Origin of the sequence: Cupriavidus sp. USMAA2-4 (assembly GCF_001854305.1) — a bacterium.
GTDB classification, from domain to species: Bacteria; Pseudomonadota; Gammaproteobacteria; order Burkholderiales; family Burkholderiaceae; genus Cupriavidus; species Cupriavidus malaysiensis.
In genome coordinates this window covers 831,879-854,972 of sequence record NZ_CP017748.1, presented here as the reverse complement: position 1 = coordinate 854,972, position 23,094 = coordinate 831,879, and the positions used below count along the sequence as shown (strand labels likewise).

The window sequence follows — 23,094 nt, the reverse complement described above, 5'->3', positions numbered from 1 at the left end:
CCATGGAGGACCAGGCGATGACAGCAAGCCGCAAGAAGACACCGGACGGGCAGCAGGCCGAGCCCAGGCGCCCGGGAGGACAGCGCGCCCGCTCGCAGACCGACGCGCAAGCCGGTGACAAGAGATCGACCTACCAGGAATCCGTCGACGACGCCCTCGAGATGACATTTCCCGCCAGCGACCCGGTCTCTACCAGTCCGGCCATGCATCCCGTACGCCGGACCCAGACCGGGCGTGACGAAGTGGACTGGCACCTGCAGCCTGGCAGCGAGCGGCCGCCGGCGCGCCACAAGGGCGGCAACAAGGCAGGCAACAAGGCAGGCCACAAGGGCGGCAACAAGGGAGGCATACACCGCTGAAGTCCCGCACGGTCGGCATTGCCGCGCTCGTCGCGCGAGGACCGGTACGGCAGGGCACGGCATTTTTCTTCGAATTTCCCGATCCCGCCTGCAGCCGGCAGGCCTGGATCTTCGCTGCGGACAGGGCACGTCATGTTGCCGGAGGGCCGCGGCCACATGGAGACCATCATGCCCAGAGCATCCAGCATAGCGCGCGCAAAGGTTGACAAGCGGGCGGGCAAGGCGCCGAGCACCCAGGCCGGTCATTTCGTTCGCGACGAAATCGAGGCCGTGCGCAAAGGCAAGCATGGCGTGCGCTCTGCCAAGCAGGCGATCGCGATCGGCTTGTCGGAGGCGCGCCGCGCCGGCATTGACGTCCCGCCGAAGAAGGGGGCCGGCCCGGCAACTTCCAAGTCCGCCGGCAAAGACGCCGGCAAAGACGCCGGTAAGGCGGCGCCGCGACGCGCCAGTTCGGAAAGCAAGGCCAAGCGCAGCAGGGTGGCTACCGAGGTGCTCAAACAGGAGGGCACGGCCGGGGTCTCGCATCGCGCGCTGTCCGCCCAGGCCAAGCGTGCGGCCGGCAGCCGTACTGCTGCCGATCGATCCGCATCCGCCAAGAAGGCTGCCAAGACCAAGGGCGCGGCGGGCCGTTCCGAGGCGGCCCGCAAGGCTGCGCGTACTCGCGCGGCGAGAGGATAGCTGCCTGAAAGGCTGGCCGGCTGTATCGCTGAGTCAACGCATTCCATGGAGAAAGCGCACCCGGGCGGCGGTGCATCCGGGGCGCAGGCCAGGCGCGCAGCATGGCCGCAGCACGGCGATGGCCAGCCTTTGCAACCACGCGCACGGCGCTGGCGGCGCGGTCGATCGCGGGGACATTGCGAATGACGCCGTGGACGGATGGGCCGGCGCCGACGGCGAGGAAATGCACGCCAGCGTATGCCCGCAGTCCGTGCCCTCGTCGAGCCGGGTCGCCAGCTCGCCCGGCGACAGGATGCCGGCGAAATGATGGTCGGCATCGATGACCAGAAGCCGGCGTACCTGGGCACTCTCCCTCTTCTGTCTGGCCAATTCGATCGGATCGGATCCGCTGCACCGGTACCGTCCCTCGGACATGGCAGCGCGCGGTGACGTCGCGGTCGGTCAGCACGCCGACCAGCCTGCGACCGTCGCGGACCGGAATCGCGCCGACGCGCTGCTTTGCCATCATCCGTGCCGCAAGCCGCACCGGGTCCACAGTGCCCAGGTAGGCCGGCTCCGCGTCATGACATCGGCAACGCAGGGCCTGGCCCTGCCCGGGTGTTGCACTGCTGGCATCGCGTTCTCCAATCTTCGAGGCTGCGGACGGCTCGTCGGCGGAACCCCGGGGCGCGCAAGATCCGTTCCCGCTTCCTCACCGGTTCACGGGCCAGGTGCTGCGGATCCTGGCTGCGGCGGGGGACGGAGCATGCGATGGCGAAAGAACCTGGCCTGCCAGATTGGATGGATTCCGGACGGGCAGCGGTCACGCATGGTTCACGATGCCGCGTTTATGCTGAACGCCACAAAGAATGACAGGAGACATCGATGATCGCCATTTTTGTCAGGGGCGCTTCACATCGGCCGATTTTCATTCCGACCCGCGTGGCCGACACACGGTCGCTGCAGCCGAGCGCGGGCGATTTCGTCAGTGTGTTCTCCATCGACGGCGGCGTCGAATACTGCATCCGTCTGCATGGTCCGGTCGGCCCCGCCTGCTGGCGCGGCACCATCCTCTCCATCGGTCGGGAAGGCGTGCCGGCCGTGGTTGCCCAAGGGATTGAACTGGATGATGTGGTTGAGGTCGACCAGTCCGAAATGACGAATCTCATCCACTGCCAGCGGATAGGCTAGCGCTGTCTTTGCGACGAAGCGGCCTCCTGCCGGGGGCGTGCCGTTCAGGTCGCCGCCATCATGAGAAATCGAGGCCGATGGGGATTCCCGGAGCCAGGGGCCCTGGAGACGGCCCTTGGCGATCCGGGTCCTGCAGTGCCTGCCGCCGACATGTAATTCTTACCGATCCCGGAAGCTTTTTCCGTAGCCGGCCAGCCGTCGTGCGCCTTGTCGGCACGTGCGGCTCGGCCGGCCTGCTGGCCTGAACGTTGCGTCTTTGCTGGTCTACCGGATGGCGTGGCCGAGCAGCGAGGACAAGATGGCGACAGCAGGCCGAAGGAAAGCACTCGGCGCACCGCACGCCGTGGCGGCCGTTCCGGCCCGGGCGGACGCGCAGGCCGGAACGGCCACGCAGGGCGCGGCCTGCCGGCAGAGCGTAGACGATGCGCTGGAGATGACGTGCCCCGCCGGCAACCCGATTTGCCCAGGACCGGCCATGCCATGGCGAAGACGCTGCTGATCCATTCCGGCGCGCTCGGGGGCCGGGGCGGCCATCGCGAAGTCACGCTCTACAACCTCGGCTGCCTGTTGGCCGAGGCAATGGGCTATGAGTTCGGCGGCGTGTGGAGCGAGGCGGCGCGCGGGCGCGATGTCTACCTGCTGCCTCTGCAGACCGTGGTGGGGATGGAGTCGGCCAGCCGGCTTGGCATCCGCTCCAGCGCCGACCTGTTCGGCGGCGTGGTGCCTTTCCCTTTCGTAGCGACCAAGGCCATCACGCACGGCTTGGTGTCCGCCGACGCGGCCGCGCCGCCGGGATGGGTGCCCGCGCTGGCGCGGCGGCTTCGGAACGTGGTCCTGCCGGGCTACACCGCGTTCTCCAGGCGCGACGCGCGGATCGCGGCGGGGCGCCTGCTGCGCAATGGTTCCGTTCGCGTCAAGGAGGCGGGCAGCGATGGCGGCCGGGGCCAGGGAGTGGTACGCAGCCTGGCGGAACTGGAGGCCTTGCTGGATGCGCAGGAAGCGGACGGCTCGTCCCGCCTGGCTGCGGAGGGCCTGGTGCTCGAACGGAATCTCGAGCGGGTGCAGACCTTCAGCGTGGGACAGTTCAGCGTCGGCGAGATTACTGCCAGCTATTGCGGCGTGCAGTCGTGGACGCGCGACAACCGGGGCGAGCGCGCCTATGGCGGCTCCACCCTGACGGTGGTGCGCGGTGGCTTCGAGCGCCTGCTGGCGCTCGGCGCCCGCCGGGCGCCGCCGGATGTGGTGCGCGCGGCGGTCGCCTATCACTCGGCCGCACTCGACTGCTTCCCGGGATCATGGGTGTCGCGCAGCAACTATGACGTGGCGCTCGGTGAGGCGCCGGAGTGCGGGCGCCTGCTGGGCGTGCTGGAACAGTCCTGGCGCGCAGGCGGTGCCAGCGGCGCCGAGATCCTGGCGCTGGACGCGTTCCGCAGGAGCCCCGCCCGGCAGGTCGCGGCAGTGGCCACGCGCGAACGATACGGCGCGGTCGCGCTGCCGGCGCACGCGCGACTGCTGTTCGAGGGAGAGGACCGTGAGCAGGGCGTGATGGCCAAGTACGCCATCCTGCTTGCGGATGCGGTGGACGAGGCTGACGGGATGGCTGACGATGGCAGCGCATGAAAGACCGGTGGAGATCCGCGCTGGCAGCGGCACCATCGCCGGCACGTTGATCGCACCGGCGACGGAAATGCCGGGTGTTCTGTTCGTGCATGGCTGGGGTGGAAGCCAGGAGCAGTATCTTGCTCGGGCGCGCAAGGTCGCCGGCCTTGGCTGTGTGTGCCTGACCTTCGACCTGACCGGCCATGCTGCGACCCGTTCGCTCTACGAGACGGTCAATCGCGAGCGCAACCTGGAAGATCTGCTTGCGGCCTATGACCTTCTTACCAGCCAGCCGATGGTCGACAAGCGTGCCATCGCCGTGATCGGCAGTAGCTATGGTGGCTATCTCGCCGCCCTGTTGAGCGAGATGCGGCCGGTGCGCTGGCTGGGACTGCGCGCGCCCGCACTCTATATGGACAGCGGCTGGGAGCTGCCCAAGCGCGAACTGCACCGGACCCAGGACCTGGTGGCCTACCGGCGCACGGTGGTGCCGGCGCAGAGCAACCGGGCGCTGCGCGCCTGCGCGGCGTTCGAGGGCGATGTGCTGGTGATCGGCTCCGAGCTCGACATGATCGTGCCGCACACGGTGGTCACGTCCTACGTCGATGCCTTCTCGCGCGCGGAGTCCATTACCTACCGCACCATCCGCGGCGCGGATCACGGGCTGACCGAAGAAGAGGCCCAGCGTGCCTACAGCACGCTGTTGATGAACTGGCTGCGGGAAATGGTCACCGGGGCCCGTTCGGGGCCTGTGTCGCCCGGTGCGAGGCCGAACGATCCGGTTGCCGCCACCAAGCTGCTGCAGCGCGCAGCGGAGCCGGCCTAGTTGAGGCAGTCGACTAGGCTTCGCCTGCACCGAGGCGGCGCTTGACGGCGCCTGCGGCCTCCAGCAGTTCCAGTACGCGCGGCCGCCAGCGCGCGGCGTAGGCGCGCAGGCCAGGAGTGCGGCCGCGCGAAGCCTGGTCGCGCAGCAGGGTCAGGTATTGGGCTTGTGCTTCGATGCAGACGGTCTGCAGGTAGATGCCGTCGAACTTATCGGGCGGTACGGTGCGCAGCCGCGCGGCTTCCGCCGCTTCGGGAATCCGTTCCGCCGGTTCGACGCCCGCTGCCTTGGCCAGTGCCTCCAGTTCGGCCTGAGCCTGCGTATAGCTGCGCTCCGTGCGCGCGCTCAGTTCCTTCAGGCCGGCATCGCGTGCCCGATTCCGTGCGAGCCGTGCTGCCACGCGCTGCAGCTGGAGTGAGAGCACGGCTTCGTCGAGGAAGCGCAGGTCATTGGTCGTCAGGGCGGTGTCGGGCGGACTCCTGCCGCCGGGGCGGTGCTGATGATCGTCGGGCAGGCCGCCGAAGGTGTCCGGCGGCGCGGTCTGCGGCGGCGCGGGGGCGGAGGGATCGGCGGCCGCCGGCGGCCGGGCAGTATCCTGCGCCAGCCGCTCGCCGGCGCCCGCCGGGGCGAGGCATAGCGGCGGCGTCACGGCGCACAGCACCAGCAGAGAGCGTAGAGAGATGGGAACGATGGTCTTGCGAAGCATGGGGAGACTCCTCGGCTCCAGCGTGGGACGGGAGATCGGTCGGTCGGAGCCGGCGCGCCGGGAGGTGCTGGGGCCTTCGCGGGAGCGCTGTGTCCAGCGGGCTTGTTCTCCGGCCGGCGGCTCGCGTCCATGCGTCCGCTTCGTGGCGACAAGCGCCCGCCGCGATGGCGCACAGGGCGGCGCAGCCGGAGAGTCGGACGCGGGACGGGAGGCTCGTCATCCGCTCCTCGATCTCGGTCAACAGGGAAAGGTCGGTGGGGCAAGGTGATCACTGTTCCGATGCCCCGGTGTCCGCGCCGGCGCCACCGGCGGTCCTGGCGGCGGCTCCGTGCAGGGCCATGCCGGGCTCCCAGGTGGAATAGGGGGGGACCTTGCGGGGATCCTGGCCGCGCAGTCCATTCGCGCCGCGATTCGGCGCGCCGCTGTGCTCCAGGCTTTCCCAGGGGCGGGCCGCTGCGCTGGCGTGGTCGCCGCATGGGATCGCGCTGGCGGGGTCACCCGAATGCGCGTCGCGGTCGACCAAGGAGAAGGCCGGTGCGGCCATCGGCACCAGGCTCTGGGCGCCCGCGCCGGCGATCATGGTGCAGAGACCGATAGCCAGCAGGCTGGCGAAGGCAGGTTTGCGTTGCATGAGATCCTCCTCTGCGCGGGAGTCGCCGATGAAAGGGGGGCTGCATATCACGTGCCTGTTCCTCGTATTGCCGGCAGCCCGCGTCGATAGCCGGCGGCGGGGGGGGGCGCCAAACGCCTGCGGCTTGGAGCCGCCGATCGCCTCCCCCCGCATTCCGCTCCGGATCGTTGCCGGTGCAGGGAACAGGCAGCCACGCGGTCGCGCGTGCGGTGGCTTCCTTGAATATCCTCGCCGGACGGGATCTCCGCCCCGCATCACCGGTGATGCCCCCGCGGTGTGCCGATCTCCTGAGAGGAAACGAAAGAGGAAACGAAAGGAGCATGCAGGGCGACGGAGCGTCGGACACAGGCGGACAGTCTTCGGCAGGAAAATTTCCTAAGCTTCCCAGTAAAGATTACACACCGGGCCGAAAGCCCATGTTTCCCATCCGTGGCAACGAAGGCGCACAGCCAGGGTTTCCCCAGGCGGTTCTGTATTGCCGACGTCCGGGCCAGGTGGCCCGGTAAATGGGGTGATAGCGATGGCTCATTCGATGGCTCATGTCCTGATCGTGGACGACGACGAAGCGACGCGCGAGGTGCTCGAGCAGGTTGTGACGGACGAAGGGCTCTCCGTCGCCAGCACTGGGTCATTGCGCGACGCGGCCGTGCACATCGAGCGCAAGATGCCGGACGCGTTGTTGGCGGATCTGCAGCTTCCCGATGGCAGCGGGCTCGAACTCATCTCCAAGATCGACAGGGCGTGCGCCGACGTCATCGTCACCACCGGCTACGCGGATGTCGAGACGGCGATCGATGCCATGCGTTTCGGCGTGGCTGACTACCTGGTCAAGCCGATCGACCTGTGCTACCTGCGGACACTGCTCGCCAGGATTGCCGGCAAGCCGCGGCCGGCGCGATGCGCAGACAGTCCGGCGGCCGCGCCGGAGCAGGCGTGGCAGGCGGGCTTCGGCTCCATGGTGGGCACCTCGGAAGCCATGCTGCGCATGTACGAAACCATGCGCCGCGTCGCGCCGACCGATGTCAGCGTGCTGCTGATCGGAGAGAGCGGCACCGGCAAGGAATTGGTCGCCCGGACCCTGCACGAGCTCTCGCTGCAGCGCGGCGCGCCGTTCCTGGCGGTCAATTGCGCTGCCATTTCGCCGCTGCTGCTGGAGAGTGAGTTCTTCGGCCACGAGCGGGGGAGCTTTACCGGTGCGAATCGGCGGCATGATGGCTACTTCGCCCAGGCAGAGGGAGGAACCCTGTTCCTGGATGAGATCACCGAAATGCCGGCCGAGCTGCAGGTCAAGCTGCTGCGCACGCTGGAGTCCGGCACCTATATGCGAGTGGGCGGGCAGCAGGAGTACCGCGCGAACGTTCGCATCATTTCCGCGACGAACCGGGATCCCTGCCAAGCCATCGCGGAGAACAGGCTGCGTGCCGACCTGTTCCATCGGTTGAGCGTCTTCCCCATCATGATGCCGCCGCTGCGCGAGCGCGGCGACGATGTGGTGATGCTTGCGGAGGCGGTGCTGGAGCAGCTCAACAGCCGCTATGGCAGCCACAGGCGGTTCGGTAGCGCCGCGCTGGACGCCCTGCGCCGCCATGCCTGGCCCGGCAACGTCAGGGAGCTGCGCAATGTCGTGCAACGTGCCTACATCATGGCGGACCGTGACGTCGTGGATGAGATCACGCTGCCTCCCCCTTGCGCCGCGCCGTCGCCCCGCGATCGCTCCACGGTCTCCTTTCGCATCGGGTGCTCGATTGCCGAGGCGGAGATGCAATTGATCTTTGCCACCCTGGCGGCCTGCAAAGGCGTGAAGAACCATACGGCCAGCATGCTCGGGGTCAGCCTCAAGACGCTTTACAACCGCCTGGAGTACTACCGGGCGCGCGGCGAGCTGCCGTCCTGGCTGCAGGAGGGCTGTGCCCGGCGCGGGCCGGACAGCTAGTCCGCTGAATCATTGCTGAATCATTGAATGGGGAGGTGAAAGACATGGCCTGCGGGAATCAGCGCCAGGCGCGAAGCACAGCCATCGCGCGATGGCGAGCCTTTGCAGCGATGCGATGCGCCCGCATGGCATGGCAGGCACCGACCGAACCCTGGGATTCAGTGGGCCAGGATATCGTGAGCCTACGGGTGCGACCATGGTGCGCACGCCCTTGCGATCCAGCATGCGCCGGCAGCCGGAGGCCCGGCTCGCCAGCACGGTCGAATCCGTGCATGCGCCGCGCGCGAGGCCGGTCGCAGGCGGCCGCCTTCTTGTGGCAGCGCCCGCCACGCTCACCGCGCCGCGCGCTCGCTTGCGCCGTCCCTTGCCTGCTGCGCCAGGCGCACCAGTTCCACCAACGCTTGTTCCGCCGCTTCGCGCCCGCGCTTGCCGTGGTCGTTGACCAGCCTGCCGTCGACCTGCCGCAGGACATCCGGCAGCCGCAAGGCGGCGGCGAGCAGTGCGCGTTCGTCGGCGCTGAGCGGGGGCGGGGCGCCGGTGCGCAGCAGCCGTACGACGAGCCAGCCGGATCCAAGGAGGGTGAGCAGGCCGAGCATCGCGGCGATGGCCGGCCAGGGGCCAGCCTGGTGGCGCGCCAGGATGGCAGCCGCGGGCGTGAGGATCCAGCCGGCGCTCACGGCCAGGCAGGCCAGGATCAGCGGGCGCATCGGCATGCGGTCCGGGCAAGGGTGCTGGCGCGCGCACGCGCCTGGTCTCTGGCTGATGCCGTCAAGCTTCGGCTCCTTGTGTTGTTCGCGGTCGGGCATGGGCAGTGCTGGCGCGCGCAGGCCGACCATTGCGCATGCCTGGTATGACGGCTGCGCGTGCGCCGGGATGGAATGCTGGCGGTGCCGTCGCGGGCCGCGCGAACCGCGCAAGCTGATCCCGGCCTTGAACGACATGATGGCGCGGCCCAGCGAGGCGGATGACGACCGGGCGGCAATGCGCTGACGCAGCCAGGCCGGAGCCTTGCGCGCCTTCGTGGCGAGGCATCGCGCGGCCCATCGACGGGCTTAGGGCTGGCTTCATCAACCAAGCTGTGATTGAGGACACTAGCCCGCTTCCGCCGCTGGATTGGCGCTGGCCCGCAGGCAGTCGAGCGCCAGCGCCACGGCCTGGCGGCTGACGCTGTCCGGCCGCCAGTACATCGCCACCGCGCCGGAACTGCCGAGTGGCATCGGCATGGCCAGCACGCGCAGCACGTTCAGGCGCTCGAAGCGCGCCGCGGCGCGGTGCGAGGCGACGCCGATCAGGTCCGCCTGGTTGAGCAGCGTGACATTCAGCATGGCCGAATTGGACTCGACGCAATGCTGCGGCATGGCCTGCCCGGCGCTGGCCAGCGCCGATTCCAGCGCGGTGCGCACCGGCGTGCCCGGCGGCCACACGATCCACGGGTAGCGGAACAGGTCGTTCCAGTCGACCGCGGTGCGCTGCGCCAGCGGATGCTGCAGGCCCACCACGAAGTTGACCGGATCGCGATACAGCGTTTCGGTCTCCAGCCCCGGGTCGAGCTGGGCGTTGGCGGCGCGGCCCACCACCACGTCGATCTCGCCGCGCACCAGCGCAGGCATCAGCTGGTTCATGGTGCTCTCGACCAGGCGCACCTGCGCGCGCGGCATCTGCCGCACCAGGCGGGCCACCGCCATCGGCACGGTGTCGGCGGCCGAGACGCCCGAGGTGCCGATCGATACCAGTCCGCTGCCGCCATCGCGCAGCGCCAGCATGTCGTCGCGCGCGCTGTCGAGATGGCCTTCGATGCGCCTGGCATGCTCGATCAGCGCCATGCCGTAGGGGGTGGGGCGCAGGCCGCGCGCGTGCCGCTCGAACAGCGGCAGGCCGATGTCCTCTTCCAGGTCCTTCAACCATTTGGAGAGGGCCGGCTGTGTCGTATTGAGCGCCTCGGCGGACTGGCTCAGGTTGCCGGTCTGGCCGACGGAGAGCAGCATCTGCAGATGGCGCAGCCGCAGGCGGTGGGTCCAGTCGGTGGTCATCTGCGTTCGTCCAGATATACGAGAAATCGTATGAATGAGAAGAATTCGTGATTTTACATGGTATAGCTCGCCGCCCTATAAATACAGCCATCCCGACCACGAACGAAGCGGTCCGGGCCATGCGGCCCGCAGCCGCACCGGCCTTCGCGCCGGGCCATCAAGAGAGACAGGAGACCCGTATGTCCGACTCCGCGCAAGCGTCCGCCCGCGCAGCCTACTACGAGCACATCGCGCGCCATAGCATGTCGCCGCTGTGGGAATCGCTGCACAGCCTGGTGCCGAAGGCGCCGCAGCCGCAGGCGGTGCCCGCCATCTGGAAGTACGCGCAGTTGCGCGAACTGGTGATGGAGGCGGGGCGCGTGATCAGCGCGGAGGAGGCGATCCGCCGTGTCCTCGTGCTGGAGAATCCCGGCCTGCCCGGCAAGTCGAGCCTGACCCCCAACCTGTATGGCGGCCTGCAGCTGATCCTGCCGGGCGAGGTCGCGCCCAGCCACCGGCACACCCAGTCGGCGCTGCGTTTCATCGTCGAGGGCAAGGGGGCCTGGACCGCCGTCGACGGCGAGCGCACCACCATGCATCCCGGCGACTTCATCATCACGCCGTCGTGGACCTGGCATGACCACGGCAATCCTTCGGTGGACGAGGGCGGCGAGCCGGTGGTGTGGCTGGACGGCCTCGATATCCCCCTGCTGCGCCAGCTCGACGCCGGCTTCGCCGAGAACTATCCGGAGGCCATGCAGCCGGTCACGCGGCCGGAGGGCGACAGCTTCGCGCGCTTCGGCCACAACATGATGCCGGTGCGCCATGCCAGCACCGACCCGACCTCGCCGGTCGTCAGCTATCCGTATGCCCGCAGCCGCGAAGCGCTCGATACGCTCTACCGCCACGGCGACCTCGACCAGTGGGACGGGGTCAAGCTGCGCTACGTGAATCCGACCACCGGTGGCTGGCCGATGCCCACCATGGCCACCTTCATGCAGTTCCTGCCCAAGGGCTTCCATGGCAGGAGCTACCGCAGCACGGATTCCACCGTCTACTGCGTGGTGGAAGGGCAGGGCCGGGCCAGCATCGGCGCGCACACCTTCGCCTTCGATCCGCACGACGTCTTCGTCGCGCCGTCGTGGCAGCCGGTGCGGCTCGAGGCCGACAGCGACGCGGTGCTGTTCAGCTATTCCGACCGGCCCGTGCTGGCGGCGCTGAACCTGCTGCGCGAAGCGCGCGACTGACGCCCCGGCGGCCCCGCGCCCACGCGGGCCTGCCGCGGCAGTACGTTTTCTCCGATCCGACACACAGCGAGCTCCTGCGCCACGGCCAGGGCCGTGGCCGGCGCTCGCCTCCAGCAACCCGACTGAAAGAGTCCATATCATGGCATTCGTTTTCCCGCCCGAAGCACCGGTCGCCATCCCCGTCGCCGGCAGCGATGACCAGTTCGCGGTCCGCCGCGTCTACTGCGTCGGCCGCAACTACGCCGCCCACGCCCGCGAGATGGGCTTCGACCCCGACCGCGAGCCGCCGTTCTTCTTCTGCAAGCCCGACAACGCCATCGTGCCGGTCGCCTACGGCGAGACGCTCGCGCTGCCGTACCCGGCGCAGACGCAGAACTACCACTATGAAGCCGAACTGGTGGCGGTGATCGGCAAGAGCGGCGCGGATATCCCGGAGGCACAGGCGCTCGACTACGTGTGGGGCTATGCGGTCGGCCTCGACATGACGCGCCGCGACCTGCAGATGAAGATGCGCGAGATGGGCCGTCCGTGGGAGATCGGCAAGGCCTTCGACCTGTCCGCCCCGCTCGGCCCCATCCACCCGGCCAGCGTGGTCGGCCATTTCGAGCAGGCCGGCGTGTGGCTGGATGTGAACGGCGAGACCCGGCAGAAGAGCGACGTGTCGCACCTGATCTGGTCGGTGGCCGAAACCGTGGCCTACCTGTCGAAGTTCTTCCGCCTCGAGCCGGGCGACGTGATCTTCACCGGCACGCCGGAAGGGGTCGGCGCGGTCAAGGCAGGCGACACCATCCGGGTCGGTGTCGAGCGCCTGGGCGAACTGAACGTGAAGATCGTCTGAGACGCGGACCGGGCGCCGCAGCACGGCCGACCGCTGAGGCGGCGATGCTGCGGTGCCTTCCTCGCCTCCCATGCATTCGACGTACCCGCAAGGAAATCCACCGTGCAGCTTTACAGCTTCTTCAACAGTTCGACCTCGTACCGCGTGCGCATCGCGCTGCGGCTCAAGGGCGTCGAACACGAGTATCTGGGCGTCAACATCCGCACGGGCGGACATCGTGACAAGCAGTATGTGAACCAGGTCAACCCCTCCGCCTCGGTGCCTGCCATCGTGGACGGCGATTTCCACCTGGGGCAGTCGCTGGCGATCATCGACTGGCTGGACGCGCGCTATCCCGAGCCGCGCCTGCTCCCGGCCGACGCCGGCCTGCGGGCGCGCGTGCTGGAGCTGTCCACCCTGATCGGCTGCGATATCCATCCGGTCAACAACCTGCGTATCCTGAAGTACCTGCAGGACGTGCTGAAGGTCACGCCGGAGCAGAAGGACGCCTGGTACCGGCACTGGATCGCCGAGGGCATGGCCGGCGTCGAGCGCCTGCTGGCGCAGGCTGCCGAAGCCTACGGCGGGCCGTGGTGCTTCGGCGCGCAGCCCACGCTGGCGGACTGCTGCCTGGTGCCGCAGATCGCCAATGCCCTGCGCATGGGCTGCGACCTGGACGCCTTCCCACGCAGCCTCGCGGTGTACCGCCACGCCAGCGAGCATCCCGCCTTCGTCGCGGCCGAGCCCCGGCGCCAGCCCGACTACACGGCATGAACACGGCATGAACACGGCATGAACACGGCATGAACACGGCATGAACACGGCATGAACACGGCATGAACACGGCATGAACACGGCATGACGGCAACCGCGCGCCGCACGCCGCGTGCCGCGTGCCGTGAACGAACCAGGCAGTCCAGGAGACATTGCATGAACACATCCACCTCATCGCGCCGCGTGATCGTCGTCGGCGGCGGCATCGGCGGCCTGGCCGCGGCACTCGCGCTGGCGCGCGAGGACGTCCAGGTGTTGCTGCTGGAGCAGGCCGCGCAGATCGGCGAGATCGGCGCCGGCATCCAGCTCGGCGCCAATGCCTTCAACGCGCTCGACGCGCTCGGCGCGGGCGAGGCCGCGCGCAACCGCGCGGTCTTCACCGATTCGCTGACGCTGATGGATGCCACCAACGCCAAGCAAGTCGCGCGCATCGAGACCGGCGCGCGCTATCGCGAGCGCTTCGGCAATCCGTACGCGGTGATCCATCGCGCCGACATCCACCTGTCGATCCTCGAAGCGGTGCAGGACAACCCCCTGATCCAGTTCCGCACCAATACGCAGGTGGGGGCGCTCGAACAGGACGATGGCGGCGTCACCGTGATCGACCAGCACGGCGAACGCTACCGGGCCGACGCGGTGATCGGCTGCGACGGCGTCAAGTCGGCGATCCGCGCCGCACTGATCGGCGACGAGCCGACCGTGACCGGCCACGTGGTCTACCGCGCGGTGGTCGAGGTCGAGAACATGCCGAAGGACCTGCAGATCAACGCGCCGGTGGTGTGGGCCGGACCGCATTGCCACCTGGTGCACTACCCGCTGCGCGGCGGGCGCCAGTACAACCTGGTCGTCACCTTCCACAGCCGCGAGCAGGAGACGTGGGGCGTGCGCGACGGCAGCAAGGAGGAAGTGCTGTCCTACTTCGAGGACATCCATCCGCTGCCGCACCAGATGCTGGACCGCCCGACTTCCTGGCGCCGCTGGGCCACCGCGGACCGCGATCCGGTGCCGCAATGGAGCTTCGGCCGCGCCACCCTGCTCGGCGACGCTGCGCATCCGATGACGCAGTACCTGGCCCAGGGCGCCTGCCAGGCCCTGGAAGATGCCGTCACGCTGGGCTCCGCGGTGCGGGAATGCGGCGGTGACTTCGCGGCCGCATTCCGGCTGTACGAGGCGGCGCGCATCCCGCGCACCGCGCGCGTGCTGTACTCGGCGCGCGAAATGGGCCGTATCTACCACGCCAAGGGCGTCGACCGGCTGGTGCGCAATTCGCTGTGGACCGGCCGCACGCAGGAGCAGTTCTACGACGCGTTGCAGTGGCTGCACGGCTGGCAGGCCAAGGACTGCCTGCAGGACATTCCCACCTGAACCGCCTCACCCGGAGCCCTTGCCGGGGCGCCGCGCCGTGCGGCGCCCCGGCGGCTGCCAGGACGATCCGGCACGGCCCGCCACAGCGGGCCGGCAGGACGCGCGGCGGATCATCGCCAGACCATAAGATCGAACAGGAGACACCGTGACAACCCATGCCCCTTCGCGTATCGAGGCGTTCATCGATGCACGTCCCTTCACCGCCTTCCAGCGGACCTTGCTGATCCTCTGCTTCCTGGTGGTCGCCATCGACGGCTTCGATACCGCGGCCATCGGCTTCCTGGCGCCGGCCATCCGTGCCGAGTGGCACGTGGCTGCGGCCGCGATGGCGCCCTTGTTCGGCGCCGGCCTGTTCGGCCTGATGACGGGCGCGCTGGTGTTCGGCCCGCTGGCGGACCGCTTCGGGCGCAAGACGCTGCTGGTGGCCACCACCGCCTTCTTCGGCCTGGCCAGCCTGGCCTCGATGCTGGCGCCCGACCTGCAGGCCCTGGTGGTGCTGCGCTTCCTGACCGGCCTCGGCCTCGGCGGCGCCATGCCCAACGCCATCACGCTGACCTCGGAGTACTGCCCGCGCCAGCGCCGCTCGGGCCTGGTCACGCTGATGTTCTGCGGCTTCACCATCGGCTCGGCGCTGGGCGGCCTGGCCTCGGCCCAACTGCTGCCGGTGGTCGGCTGGCGCGGCGTGCTGGCGCTCGGCGGCATCCTGCCGCTGCTGCTGGTGCCGGTGCTGGCGCTGCGCCTGCCCGAGTCGCTGCGCTTCCTGGTGGCGCGCCAGCGCCCGCAGGCGCAGGTGCTGGCCATCGCGCGCCGGCTCGACCCGGCCCTGCCGGATTCGCATCGCTTCGTGCCCGATGCCGCCAGCGCGGCCTCCCCGGTGCGCGAGCTGTTCCGCGGCGGCATGCTGGGCGGCACTCTGCTGCTGTGGGCCACCTTCTTCGCCAGCCTGCTGATCGTCTACCTGGTGTCGAGCTGGACGCCGACCTTGCTGGCCAATATCGGCGTGCCGCTGCAGCGCGCGGCCCTGGTCACGACCATGTTCCAGGTCGGCGGCACGGTCGGCGCCATCGCGCTGGGCCGGCTGATGGACCGCTTCGATCCCTACCGCGTGCTCGGCCTGTCCTACCTGTGCGCCGCCGGCTTCATCCTGCTGTGCGCCACCTCGGCCGCTTCCACCGGGATGCTGGCCGCCGCCATCTTCGGCGTCGGCTTCTGTGTCAGCGGCTCGCAGGTCGGCGTCAACGCGCTGTCCGCGGCCTATTACCCCACCAGCAGCCGCGCCACCGGCGTGAGCTGGTCCAACGCGGTCGGCCGTTGCGGCTCGGTGCTGGGCTCGATGGCGGGCGGCAGCATGCTGGCGATGAACCTGGGTTTCCAGGCCATCTTCAGCTCGCTGGCGGTGCCCGCCGTGATCGCGGCGGCGGCGCTGACGCTGATGGGCGTGCTGAGCCGCCGGCGCGCGCGTGCCGGCGGCCTGGCCCCGGCCGGTGCCGAGCGCTGAGCGGCGGGCAGGTCGGCGCCGATGGCGTGTTCTGCCAGCGTGTGCATGCAGTTGACCTCGCCTTGTCGCGGCGACGCAATGAGTCAGATTCATCATCGCCCATGACGGTGTGGTGGGGCCGCCTGGCGCCAAGCGTGCGCATCCCGGGGCGTCGAACCTCCAGCGCGGCTCGACCACCCGCTGCTAAGGTTGCGCCGCCGGGCGCGCCGGCAGGGTGAAGACGAACACCGCGCCGTGACCGGCGCGCTCGACCAGGCGGATCGTGCTGCCGTGCAGCTGCAGCATGCGGTGCACGATCATCAGGCCAAGCCCGCCGCCGCCGCGGCGGCCGTCAGCGCTCAGCGAGCGCTGGAACAGGTCCTGGCGCAGCGCCGCCGGGATGCCGGGGCCGGTGTCGGCGACCGTCACCTCGACGCCGCCGGCGGCGGCGGCGAGCGCCAGTTCGATGGCGCCGCCTGCGGGGGTGTGGCGCACGGCGTTGTCGAGCAGGTTGGTCAGGACCCGCTCGATCATGCCGACGTCGCCGCGCACGGTGGGCACCTGGGGCGGGATCTCGGCGCGCAGCGCGATCTCCCGCGCGCGCGCGGCCAGTTCGAATTTCTGGAACACGTCCTGCACGATGTCGACCAGCGCGATATCTTCCAGCGCCGGCTGCACGTGGCCGGACTCCAGGCGTGCCAGCTCGAACAGTTCCTGCGCCAGCTTGCCGACCTTGGTGCTCTGCGCCAGCGCGATGGCCAGATAGCGGCGGCGCTCTGCCACGTCCAGGGTTTCCGCCTTCAGCGACAGGGTTTCCAGGTAGCCATGCAGCGAGGTCAGCGGCGTGCGCAGGTCGTGCGAGATATTGGCGATCAGCTCGCGCCGCTGGCGGTCCTGGCGGGTGAGGGCGCGCCATTGCTCGCCGATGCGGCCGGCCATCTGGGCGAAGGTGGTCTCCAGCAGCGCGATCTCGTCGCGGCTGCGCTGCGCGGCGGGCGGTGAGGGCGGCGAGGGTGGTGAGGGCGGCACCACGGGCGGCTGCAGGTCGGGCGTGCCGTCGGCATCGAAGCGGCGCATGGCCTCGGCGAGCCGCCGCAGCGGACGGGTGATCAGGCCGAAGGCGATCAGGCCGGCCACCAGGCCCAGCAGGGCGACCAGGGCCATCGACCACAGGGTGTTGCGCAACACCGAGCTGGCGGCGACGCGCGCGGCCAGGCGGTCGTGCGCCTCGCCCTGCAGGACCACGTAGATGTAGCCGGAGGGCGCCTGTCCGCCGCGCTGCAGCGGCGCGGCGCTGAACACCTTGCGCGCGCCGGTGCTGCGCGGATCGTCGCCGAGGATGGGCAGCGGCTCGCCGGCGATGAAGCGGCGCACCGGCTCCAGGTCGACGCGCGTGCGCTTGACCCGTCCCGGCGGCGCGTCATCGCCGCGGATATTGCCTTCATTGTCGAGCAGGTAGATCTCGGTGCTGGGGTTGACGCCCATCAGCTGGCCGAACAGGCGCCGCACGGCGTCCGGGCGCAGGCCGTGCTCGTCCATCAGCGAGGCGCTCTGCGCGATATGGCGGGCGATGTCGCGCGACAGGTCCTGCACGACCTCTTTCTCATGCATCTCGCTGGAGCGGATCTGCAGCCAGGCCGAGGCGCCGCAGCAGGCCAGCAGCAGCACCGAGAAGACCAGCGACAGCCGCTGCGAGAGGGTCAGGTTCATCGCGTCTCCCCGCTGTCGTCCGTGCCCGGCGCGACGAACTTGTAGCCGCGTCCCCATACGGTGAGGATGCGCGCCGGCTGGGCCGGATTGGCTTCGATCTTGGCGCGCAGCCGGTTGATGTGGGTGTTGACCGTGTGCTCGTAGCCTTCGTGCTGGTAGCCCCACACCGCATTGAGCAGGTCCATGCGCGAGAAGGCCTTGCCGGGGTGGCGCGCGAAGTGGTGCAGCAGGTCGAACTCGCGCGGCGTCAGCTCGATGCGGGTGCCGTCGACCGAGACCTCGCGCGTGAGCGGATCGATGCGTACGCCGCCGATCTCCACGGTGCCGGCCTCGATGCGCGAGTCCCTGGCCAGGGCATCCACGCGCCGCAGCAGCGCCTTGACGCGCGCTACCAGTTCCAGCACTGAGAACGGCTTGGCGAGATAGTCGTCGGCGCCCAGTTCCAGCCCGAGGATGCGGTGCACCTCGCCGGAACGCGCGCTGGTGATGATGATGGGCGTGTAGCGCGCCATCGCGCGTGCGCGGCGGCAGATCTCCAGCCCGTCGACGCCGGGCAGCATCAGGTCCAGGATCAGCGCGTCCCAGCCGCCTTGCTCGAGCAGGCGCAGTCCTTCGTTGCCGTCGGCGCTGTGCACCACCGTGTAGCGCTCGTCGCGCAGGTGCAGGCTGAGCACGTTGGCGATGTCGATGTCGTCTTCGACGATCAGGATCCGTCTGGGCTGTTCCATGGCAGGGCGGGAGAGGCGGGAGGCTGGCAGGTTGCGGCCCCATTCTGCAGGATTTCCGGCGCCGAGTTATCACAATAAATTTAACTTTCCGTGAGGACTTCGGGACGGGGCGGCCGCTACGCTGCGTGCATTCCCATCCGCCAGGCGTGGCCCGCCGGGTTCCGGGGCGAGCGGTGGCGCGGGGTGGAGCATTCTTTCCAGGAGTCGATCATGGCAACACGCAGACACTTTCTGGCCGGTGGCGCGGCCGCCCTTGCCGCGCTGGCGGCGGCCGTGCGGCTGCCGGCTCGCGCGGCCGCCGCTGCCTCCGGCAGTTCGCCTGCCCCGGCCGCGGCCGGTTTCGCCGTCACGCACAGCGATGCCGAGTGGCGGCGCCTGCTGACGACCGAGCAGTATGCGGTGCTGCGCGAGGAGGGCACCGAACGCCCCTACTCGAGCCCGCTCAACGGCGAGCACCGCGCCGGGCTGTTCTCCTGCGCCGGCTGCGGGCTGGACCTGTTCTCCTCGCGCACCAAGTTCGACAGCCATACCGGCTGGCCGAGTTTCTGGGCACCGCTGGAGCATGCGGTAGGCACGCGTACCGACAGCACCTTCGGCATGATCCGCACCGAAGTGCATTGCCAGCGCTGCGGCGGACACCTCGGCCATGTGTTCGACGACGGCCCGCGCCCGACCGGGCTGCGCTACTGCATGAACGGCGTGGCCATGCGCTTCCGCACGGCGGCGGTGTGAGCGCCGCCATCGCTGCACCGCCAAGACCCTCATCACCCTCATCACCCTCATGACCCTCGTGACCTTGATGACCCTCACGACGCCGACGATCCGACCGGGAGTCCCATCATGCTGCTAGCCTTGCTCGCCTACCTGGGCGGCGCGCTCACCATCCTCAGCCCCTGCATCCTGCCGGTGCTGCCCTTCGTCTTCGCGCGCGCCGACCAGCCTTTCGTGCGCAGCGGCTTGCCGCTGCTGGCCGGCATGGCGCTGACCTTCGCCGGCGTGGCCACGCTGGCGGCGGTCGGTGGCGGCTGGGCGGCGCAGGCCAACCAGGCCGGCCGCTGGGTGGCGCTGGCGCTGCTGGCCGCGTGCGGGGCGGCGTTGCTGCTGCCGCGCCTGGCCGAGCACCTGACACAGCCGCTGGTGCGGGCGGGCAACCGCCTGTCGGCGCGCGCGCAGCGGGACGACCGTCCGCCCGGCATCGGCGGCTCGCTGCTGCTGGGCGTGGCCACCGGCCTGCTGTGGGCGCCGTGCGCCGGGCCCATCCTCGGGCTGGTGCTGACAGGCGCGGCGCTGCACGGCGCCAGCGTCGGCACGACGCTGCTGCTGGCGTCGTATGCGGCGGGCGCGGCCACCTCGCTGGCGGTGGCCTTGCTGCTGGGCGGCAAGGTGTTCGCGGCGATGAAGCGCTCGCTGGGGGCTGGCGAGTGGATCCGGCGTGGCATCGGCGCCGCCATGCTGGCGGGGGTGGCGGCAATCGCTTCCGGACTCGATACCGGGGTGCTGACACGCCTGTCGACGGTCGCCACCAGTGGCCTGGAGGCGCGCCTGCTGGCAGTGCTGGGGGCGCGCGATCGCGCCGCCAGTGCCGATCATGCCGCGGCCGCCGGCGGCGGTGCCGACGTCGACGGAGCCAGGATGATGCGCGCATCGGCACAGGCCGGCGCCGCCGGCGACGCGATGCGTGCCGCCGGCGGCGCGGCGATGCTGCGCATGGCCGCCCAGCCCGCGGCGGCGCTGCCGGTCGAAGGCATGCTGCCGGCGCTGGACGGCGCGGTGCAGTGGCTGAACTCGCCCCCGCTGAGCGCGCAGGCGCTGCGCGGCAAGGTGGTACTGGTCGATTTCTGGACCTACTCTTGCATCAACTGCCTGCGCACCCTGCCTTACGTCAAGGCCTGGGCGCACAAGTACCGCGACCTCGGGCTGGTGGTGATCGGGGTGCACGCACCCGAATTTGCCTTCGAGCGCGATCTCGGCAACGTGAAGAAGGCGGTACGCGAGCTGGGCGTCGACTATCCGGTTGCCGTCGACAACGACTACGCCATCTGGCGCGCCTTCGGCAACGAGTACTGGCCGGCGCACTATTTCGTCGACGCGCAAGGGCGTATCCGCCACCATCACTTCGGCGAAGGCGAGTACGCGCAATCGGAGCGCGTGATCCAGCAACTGCTGGCCGAGGCCGGTCATCCGCAGGCCACCGCGGTGCCGCCGGGCCTGGAGGGGGCGCCCGCCCAAGGCGTGCAGGCGGCCGCCGACGGTGGCGACATGCGCTCGCCCGAGACCTATGTCGGCTATGCCCGTGCCGACCACTTCGCCTCGCCCGGCGGCGCCGCGCGCGACCGCGCCCAGCGCTACCTGGCGCCGGCCCGGCCTGCGCTCAACCAGTGGGGGCTGGAAGGCGACTGGAGCGTGGGCGCCGAACAGGCACGGCTGGTGCAGCCCGATGGACGCATCGTCTACCGCTTCCATGCGCGCGACCTGCACCTTGTGCTGGGGCCCGGGCCGCAAGGGCGGCCGGTGCGCTTCCGCGTGCGCATCGACGGCATGGCGCCGGGCGCGGCGCACGGTGCCGACGTGGCGGCGGACGGACAGGGCGTGGTGGCGGCGCAGCGCCTTTACCAGCTGGTGCGGCAGCAGGGCCCGGTGGCGGACCACACCTTCTCGATCGAGTTCCTGGATGCCGGCGTGGAGGCCTATGCCTTTACTTTCGGCTGAGCCGCGATACGCGATCCCCGTGCGATTGCCTGATAACAGCAGAGATCACCAGAGATCACCAGAGATCACCTGAAGGAGCGTTTCCCATGAACCAGATCCTGAATCCCTCCAGGCCGCGCCGCCGCTTCATGCTGGCGGCCAGGCTGGCCGGCGCCGCCGTGCTGGCGGGCGGCGCCCTGGCCCTGGCACAGGTCGCACTGCCCGCCGAGAGCGCGGGCCGCCTTCCTGCACCGGCGGCCGACGAGGCCGCCGGGGCCACCCACGACGCCACGGCGGTGCTCGCCGGCGGTTGCTTCTGGGGCGTGCAGGGCGTGTTCGAGCACGTACAGGGCGTCAAGCGGGTGCTGGCCGGCTATGCCGGCGGCGCCGCGGCCACCGCCCGGTATGAGCGGGTCGGCGGCGGGGACACCGGCCATGCCGAGTCGGTGCGCATCGACTATGACCCGGCGCAGGTCAGCTACGGGCAACTGCTGCAGATCTTTTTCGCGGTGGCGCACGACCCCACCGAGCTCGATTACCAGGGGCCGGACCACGGCACCCAGTACCGTTCGGCGATCTTCCCCGCTACGCCCGAGCAGCACCGCATCGCGCAGGCCTATATCGCCCAGCTCGAACGCGCCAAGGTGTTCCACGCGCCGATCGTCACGCGTATCGAGGACGGCAAGGCCTTCTATCCGGCCGAGGCCTACCACCAGGATTTCCTGGTGCGCCATCCGGCCTATCCGTACATCGTCATCAACGACCTGCCCAAGGTGGCGGCCCTGCGCCAGTTCTTCCCGCAGCGCTACCGCGCCGAGCCGGTCCTGTCAGGGGTGCCGGGAGCCTGAAAGGGGGGAGGCGCGCGCCGCGGCAAGGCACGCCATCGACGCGCGGCCGCGGGACGCACGGCCGCGGGACACATGGCCGCGGTATCGGGGAGGCGATTCGCCTGCTATGCTCAGGCGAGCCGCGCGCGCTTTCCTCGGCGAGCCTCTCCCTGATCCATGCATATCGACACAAGCCCAAGCCCTGCCAATAGCAATGGCGCGACATCCTGTCCACTCGACGCCTTCGGTTGCGCCGGTGACAAGCTCGCCGACGACCAGGAACTGGTGGGCAGCGACGTCCGCTTCCACCGCAAGCGCACGGCCGGCGAGGGGGCTAGCCAGGTGGTGATGCCGGCAGCGCCGCGCGGTTTTCTCGTCGGCGTGTCCTTGCGCGAGGGACACCGCCGCCGCATCTTCGACGGCCGCCGCGGACGGACGCACGAATTCGCCGCCGGCTCGGTCTATGTGCGCAGCCTGGGCGAGGACTACAAGGCAGACTTCGACAACGGCTTCGACTTCATCCTGATCGAACTGCCGCGCCCCTTCATCGAGCGCACCGGCACCGAGCTGGGGCAGGCCTCGCTGCACGGGCTGCGCGCCGTGGCGGGCGAGCCCGACCCGGTGCTGGCTCATCTGGCGCGGGCGCTGGTGCCCGCGCTGCAGCAGCCGTCGCACGCGCAGCGGCTGTTCATCGACCAGCTCGGTCTGGCCGTCGGCACCCATCTGCTCGGGCGCTACGGCGAGGCGGGCGCTGCCGCGGCGGCTGCGGCCAGGCGCCTGGCGCCGCGCTGCCTGGCCAAGGCCAAGGAAATGCTGGCGGCCAACATCGCCGGTGACCTGTCGGTCGCCGATGTGGCGGATGCCTGCGGCTTGTCGCGCAGCCATTTCACGCGCGCCTTCCATGCCTCGACCGGCCAGACGCCTCACCAATGGCTGATGGCGCAGCGGCTCGAACATGCCTGTGCGCTGCTGCGCGATTCCCGGCTGCCGCTGGCCCAGGTGGCTGTCGCCTGCGGCTTTGCCGACCAGAGCCATTTCACGCGCGTGTTCTCGCGTACGGTCGGCGCGGCGCCGGGCAACTGGCGCCGTCAGGTGTGCGCCTGAGCGGGGCGGGGGGCGCACTTCAGCCGGCGCGCCCGGCGCCGCGCTGACGGGCGAGTGCCTGCTCGACGCAGCGGATCATGTCGATATCGAGGAAGGGTTTGCTGAGGAAGCCGCAACCGTCGAGCTCTTTCGCACGCTCGCGGTAACGCGCTTCCGGGAAGGCCGTCATGAAGACCGCCGGGATGTCGAGCCCGCGCGCGCGCAGTTCGGCGTGCAGCGCGAAGCCGCTCATCGCGGGCATCTGCACATCCGTGACCAGGCAGCGGATGGCATCCAATCCGGGCGAGCGCAGCAGGTCGGGGCCGCTCGCGTACAGCTCGACGGCCAGGTTGAAGGAGCGCAGCAGGCTCCCCAGTGCTTGTCTTACGGAGACGTCGTCGTCCACGATGGCGATCACCGGGGTTGCGGTCACGTGGCCTTCCTTGTTAGTCGCGAGGGCGGCCGGAGTC

At 69.8% G+C, this 23,094-nt stretch carries 22 protein-coding genes; 15 read left to right on the top strand and 7 right to left on the bottom strand.

The features are described 5' to 3' along the window. The first annotated feature begins 17 nt into the window (after window positions 1–17). The 5 genes from BKK79_RS03740 (at window position 18) to BKK79_RS03715 (ending at window position 4,632) form a co-directional block, all read left to right on the top strand. A complete protein-coding gene (locus BKK79_RS03740) occupies window positions 18–359 on the top strand; it encodes a hypothetical protein (RefSeq protein ID WP_157128384.1) in 342 nt (113 codons plus the stop codon). 168 nt (window positions 360–527) lie between these two features. Beyond that, window positions 528–1,037, top strand: coding sequence for a DUF6496 domain-containing protein (locus BKK79_RS03735; RefSeq protein ID WP_071016260.1), 510 nt, complete (start codon window positions 528–530; stop codon window positions 1,035–1,037). 864 nt (window positions 1,038–1,901) lie between these two features. Continuing rightward, a complete protein-coding gene (locus BKK79_RS03725; RefSeq protein ID WP_071037158.1) occupies window positions 1,902–2,207 on the top strand; it encodes a hypothetical protein in 306 nt (101 codons plus the stop codon). 480 nt (window positions 2,208–2,687) lie between these two features. Continuing rightward, window positions 2,688–3,827, top strand: a complete 1,140-nt coding sequence (locus BKK79_RS03720; protein WP_071037156.1) for a DUF3182 family protein — start codon at window positions 2,688–2,690, stop codon at window positions 3,825–3,827. Then, complete coding sequence (locus BKK79_RS03715) at window positions 3,814–4,632, top strand: alpha/beta hydrolase family protein (RefSeq protein WP_071037155.1); 819 nt, start codon at window positions 3,814–3,816, stop codon at window positions 4,630–4,632. The genes BKK79_RS03720 and BKK79_RS03715 overlap by 14 nt, the downstream gene beginning before the upstream one ends. A gap of 13 nt (window positions 4,633–4,645) precedes the next feature. On the opposite strand, the gene BKK79_RS03710 is transcribed toward BKK79_RS03715, so the two are convergent. Together BKK79_RS03710 and BKK79_RS03705 are read right to left on the bottom strand one after the other, a co-directional pair. Next, window positions 4,646–5,335: a DUF4142 domain-containing protein gene (locus BKK79_RS03710; RefSeq protein WP_071037154.1), complete on the bottom strand. Its 690-nt coding sequence runs from the start codon at window positions 5,333–5,335 to the stop codon at window positions 4,646–4,648. Window positions 5,336–5,603: 268 nt separating this feature from the next. Next, entirely contained in the window at window positions 5,604–5,966 is a 363-nt protein-coding gene (locus tag BKK79_RS03705) for a hypothetical protein (protein ID WP_071037152.1), read from the bottom strand. A 520-nt stretch (window positions 5,967–6,486) separates the two neighbouring features. Between BKK79_RS03705 and BKK79_RS03700 the strand changes: the two genes are divergently transcribed. Further along, window positions 6,487–7,899 (top strand): sigma-54-dependent transcriptional regulator, encoded by a 1,413-nt coding sequence (locus tag BKK79_RS03700; RefSeq protein WP_335582911.1) that lies wholly within the window; start codon window positions 6,487–6,489, stop codon window positions 7,897–7,899. Window positions 7,900–8,231: 332 nt separating this feature from the next. Here the strand turns inward: BKK79_RS03700 and BKK79_RS03695 are convergent, their stop codons facing one another. Then, window positions 8,232–8,840: a hypothetical protein gene (locus BKK79_RS03695; protein ID WP_157128383.1), complete on the bottom strand. Its 609-nt coding sequence runs from the start codon at window positions 8,838–8,840 to the stop codon at window positions 8,232–8,234. A 150-nt stretch (window positions 8,841–8,990) separates the two neighbouring features. Further along, complete coding sequence (locus tag BKK79_RS03690; RefSeq protein WP_071012258.1) at window positions 8,991–9,929, bottom strand: LysR substrate-binding domain-containing protein; 939 nt, start codon at window positions 9,927–9,929, stop codon at window positions 8,991–8,993. A 179-nt stretch (window positions 9,930–10,108) separates the two neighbouring features. Between BKK79_RS03690 and gtdA the strand changes: the two genes are divergently transcribed. The 5 genes from gtdA (at window position 10,109) to BKK79_RS03665 (ending at window position 15,609) form a co-directional block, all read left to right on the top strand. Further along, window positions 10,109–11,155, top strand: a complete 1,047-nt coding sequence (gene gtdA, locus BKK79_RS03685) for a gentisate 1,2-dioxygenase (RefSeq protein WP_071037147.1) — start codon at window positions 10,109–10,111, stop codon at window positions 11,153–11,155. A 139-nt stretch (window positions 11,156–11,294) separates the two neighbouring features. Further along, complete coding sequence (locus BKK79_RS03680; protein ID WP_071012261.1) at window positions 11,295–11,993, top strand: fumarylacetoacetate hydrolase family protein; 699 nt, start codon at window positions 11,295–11,297, stop codon at window positions 11,991–11,993. A gap of 102 nt (window positions 11,994–12,095) precedes the next feature. Further along, the gene (gene maiA / locus BKK79_RS03675) at window positions 12,096–12,746 is read left to right on the top strand and encodes a maleylacetoacetate isomerase (protein WP_071037146.1); all 651 of its coding nucleotides are present in this window, start codon (window positions 12,096–12,098) and stop codon (window positions 12,744–12,746) included. A 156-nt stretch (window positions 12,747–12,902) separates the two neighbouring features. Next, on the top strand, window positions 12,903–14,111 hold the full coding sequence (locus BKK79_RS03670) for a 3-hydroxybenzoate 6-monooxygenase (protein ID WP_071037144.1): 1,209 nt from the start codon (window positions 12,903–12,905) through the stop codon (window positions 14,109–14,111). A gap of 145 nt (window positions 14,112–14,256) precedes the next feature. Beyond that, window positions 14,257–15,609, top strand: coding sequence for an MFS transporter (locus BKK79_RS03665; RefSeq protein WP_071037142.1), 1,353 nt, complete (start codon window positions 14,257–14,259; stop codon window positions 15,607–15,609). Between the two features lie 183 nt (window positions 15,610–15,792). Here BKK79_RS03665 and BKK79_RS03660 read toward each other — a convergent pair whose 3' ends face one another. Together BKK79_RS03660 and BKK79_RS03655 are read right to left on the bottom strand one after the other, a co-directional pair. Beyond that, window positions 15,793–17,298, bottom strand: a complete 1,506-nt coding sequence (locus BKK79_RS03660; protein ID WP_071037141.1) for a sensor histidine kinase — start codon at window positions 17,296–17,298, stop codon at window positions 15,793–15,795. Then, window positions 17,295–18,026 (bottom strand): response regulator transcription factor, encoded by a 732-nt coding sequence (locus tag BKK79_RS03655; RefSeq protein WP_071012275.1) that lies wholly within the window; start codon window positions 18,024–18,026, stop codon window positions 17,295–17,297. Before BKK79_RS03655 ends, BKK79_RS03660 begins: the two co-directional genes overlap by 4 nt. A 210-nt stretch (window positions 18,027–18,236) precedes the next feature. On the opposite strand from BKK79_RS03655, the gene msrB reads away from it, so the two are divergent. The 4 genes from msrB (at window position 18,237) to BKK79_RS03635 (ending at window position 22,645) form a co-directional block, all read left to right on the top strand. Beyond that, window positions 18,237–18,758, top strand: coding sequence for a peptide-methionine (R)-S-oxide reductase MsrB (msrB, locus tag BKK79_RS03650; protein WP_071037139.1), 522 nt, complete (start codon window positions 18,237–18,239; stop codon window positions 18,756–18,758). A 108-nt stretch (window positions 18,759–18,866) separates the two neighbouring features. Next, window positions 18,867–20,735 (top strand): cytochrome c biogenesis protein DipZ, encoded by a 1,869-nt coding sequence (locus BKK79_RS03645; RefSeq protein ID WP_071012278.1) that lies wholly within the window; start codon window positions 18,867–18,869, stop codon window positions 20,733–20,735. 86 nt (window positions 20,736–20,821) lie between these two features. Then, entirely contained in the window at window positions 20,822–21,562 is a 741-nt protein-coding gene (gene msrA, locus BKK79_RS03640) for a peptide-methionine (S)-S-oxide reductase MsrA (RefSeq protein ID WP_071037137.1), read from the top strand. A gap of 156 nt (window positions 21,563–21,718) precedes the next feature. Then, window positions 21,719–22,645, top strand: coding sequence for an AraC family transcriptional regulator (locus BKK79_RS03635; RefSeq protein WP_071012281.1), 927 nt, complete (start codon window positions 21,719–21,721; stop codon window positions 22,643–22,645). Window positions 22,646–22,664: 19 nt separating this feature from the next. Here the strand turns inward: BKK79_RS03635 and BKK79_RS03630 are convergent, their stop codons facing one another. After that, window positions 22,665–23,057 (bottom strand): response regulator transcription factor, encoded by a 393-nt coding sequence (locus BKK79_RS03630; protein WP_071012283.1) that lies wholly within the window; start codon window positions 23,055–23,057, stop codon window positions 22,665–22,667. Window positions 23,058–23,094: the final 37 nt, after the last annotated feature.

Excerpts from the sequence above, each read along its gene's own strand:
- BKK79_RS03740 (WP_157128384.1), top strand. The coding sequence starts at position 18 with ATGACAGCAAGCCGCAAGAAGACACCGGACGGGCAGCAGGCCGAGCCC.
- BKK79_RS03735 (WP_071016260.1), top strand. The coding sequence starts at position 528 with ATGCCCAGAGCATCCAGCATAGCGCGCGCAAAGGTTGACAAGCGGGCG.
- BKK79_RS03725 (WP_071037158.1), top strand. The coding sequence starts at position 1,902 with ATGATCGCCATTTTTGTCAGGGGCGCTTCACATCGGCCGATTTTCATT.
- BKK79_RS03720 (WP_071037156.1), top strand. The coding sequence starts at position 2,688 with ATGGCGAAGACGCTGCTGATCCATTCCGGCGCGCTCGGGGGCCGGGGC.
- BKK79_RS03715 (WP_071037155.1), top strand. The coding sequence starts at position 3,814 with ATGGCAGCGCATGAAAGACCGGTGGAGATCCGCGCTGGCAGCGGCACC.
- BKK79_RS03710 (WP_071037154.1), bottom strand. The coding sequence starts at position 5,335 with ATGCTTCGCAAGACCATCGTTCCCATCTCTCTACGCTCTCTGCTGGTG.
- BKK79_RS03705 (WP_071037152.1), bottom strand. The coding sequence starts at position 5,966 with ATGCAACGCAAACCTGCCTTCGCCAGCCTGCTGGCTATCGGTCTCTGC.
- BKK79_RS03700 (WP_335582911.1), top strand. The coding sequence starts at position 6,487 with ATGGCTCATTCGATGGCTCATGTCCTGATCGTGGACGACGACGAAGCG.
- BKK79_RS03695 (WP_157128383.1), bottom strand. The coding sequence starts at position 8,840 with ATGTCGTTCAAGGCCGGGATCAGCTTGCGCGGTTCGCGCGGCCCGCGA.
- BKK79_RS03690 (WP_071012258.1), bottom strand. The coding sequence starts at position 9,929 with ATGACCACCGACTGGACCCACCGCCTGCGGCTGCGCCATCTGCAGATG.
- gtdA (WP_071037147.1), top strand. The coding sequence starts at position 10,109 with ATGTCCGACTCCGCGCAAGCGTCCGCCCGCGCAGCCTACTACGAGCAC.
- BKK79_RS03680 (WP_071012261.1), top strand. The coding sequence starts at position 11,295 with ATGGCATTCGTTTTCCCGCCCGAAGCACCGGTCGCCATCCCCGTCGCC.
- BKK79_RS03670 (WP_071037144.1), top strand. The coding sequence starts at position 12,903 with ATGAACACATCCACCTCATCGCGCCGCGTGATCGTCGTCGGCGGCGGC.
- BKK79_RS03660 (WP_071037141.1), bottom strand. The coding sequence starts at position 17,298 with ATGAACCTGACCCTCTCGCAGCGGCTGTCGCTGGTCTTCTCGGTGCTG.
- BKK79_RS03655 (WP_071012275.1), bottom strand. The coding sequence starts at position 18,026 with ATGGAACAGCCCAGACGGATCCTGATCGTCGAAGACGACATCGACATC.
- msrB (WP_071037139.1), top strand. The coding sequence starts at position 18,237 with ATGGCAACACGCAGACACTTTCTGGCCGGTGGCGCGGCCGCCCTTGCC.
- BKK79_RS03645 (WP_071012278.1), top strand. The coding sequence starts at position 18,867 with ATGCTGCTAGCCTTGCTCGCCTACCTGGGCGGCGCGCTCACCATCCTC.
- msrA (WP_071037137.1), top strand. The coding sequence starts at position 20,822 with ATGAACCAGATCCTGAATCCCTCCAGGCCGCGCCGCCGCTTCATGCTG.
- BKK79_RS03635 (WP_071012281.1), top strand. The coding sequence starts at position 21,719 with ATGCATATCGACACAAGCCCAAGCCCTGCCAATAGCAATGGCGCGACA.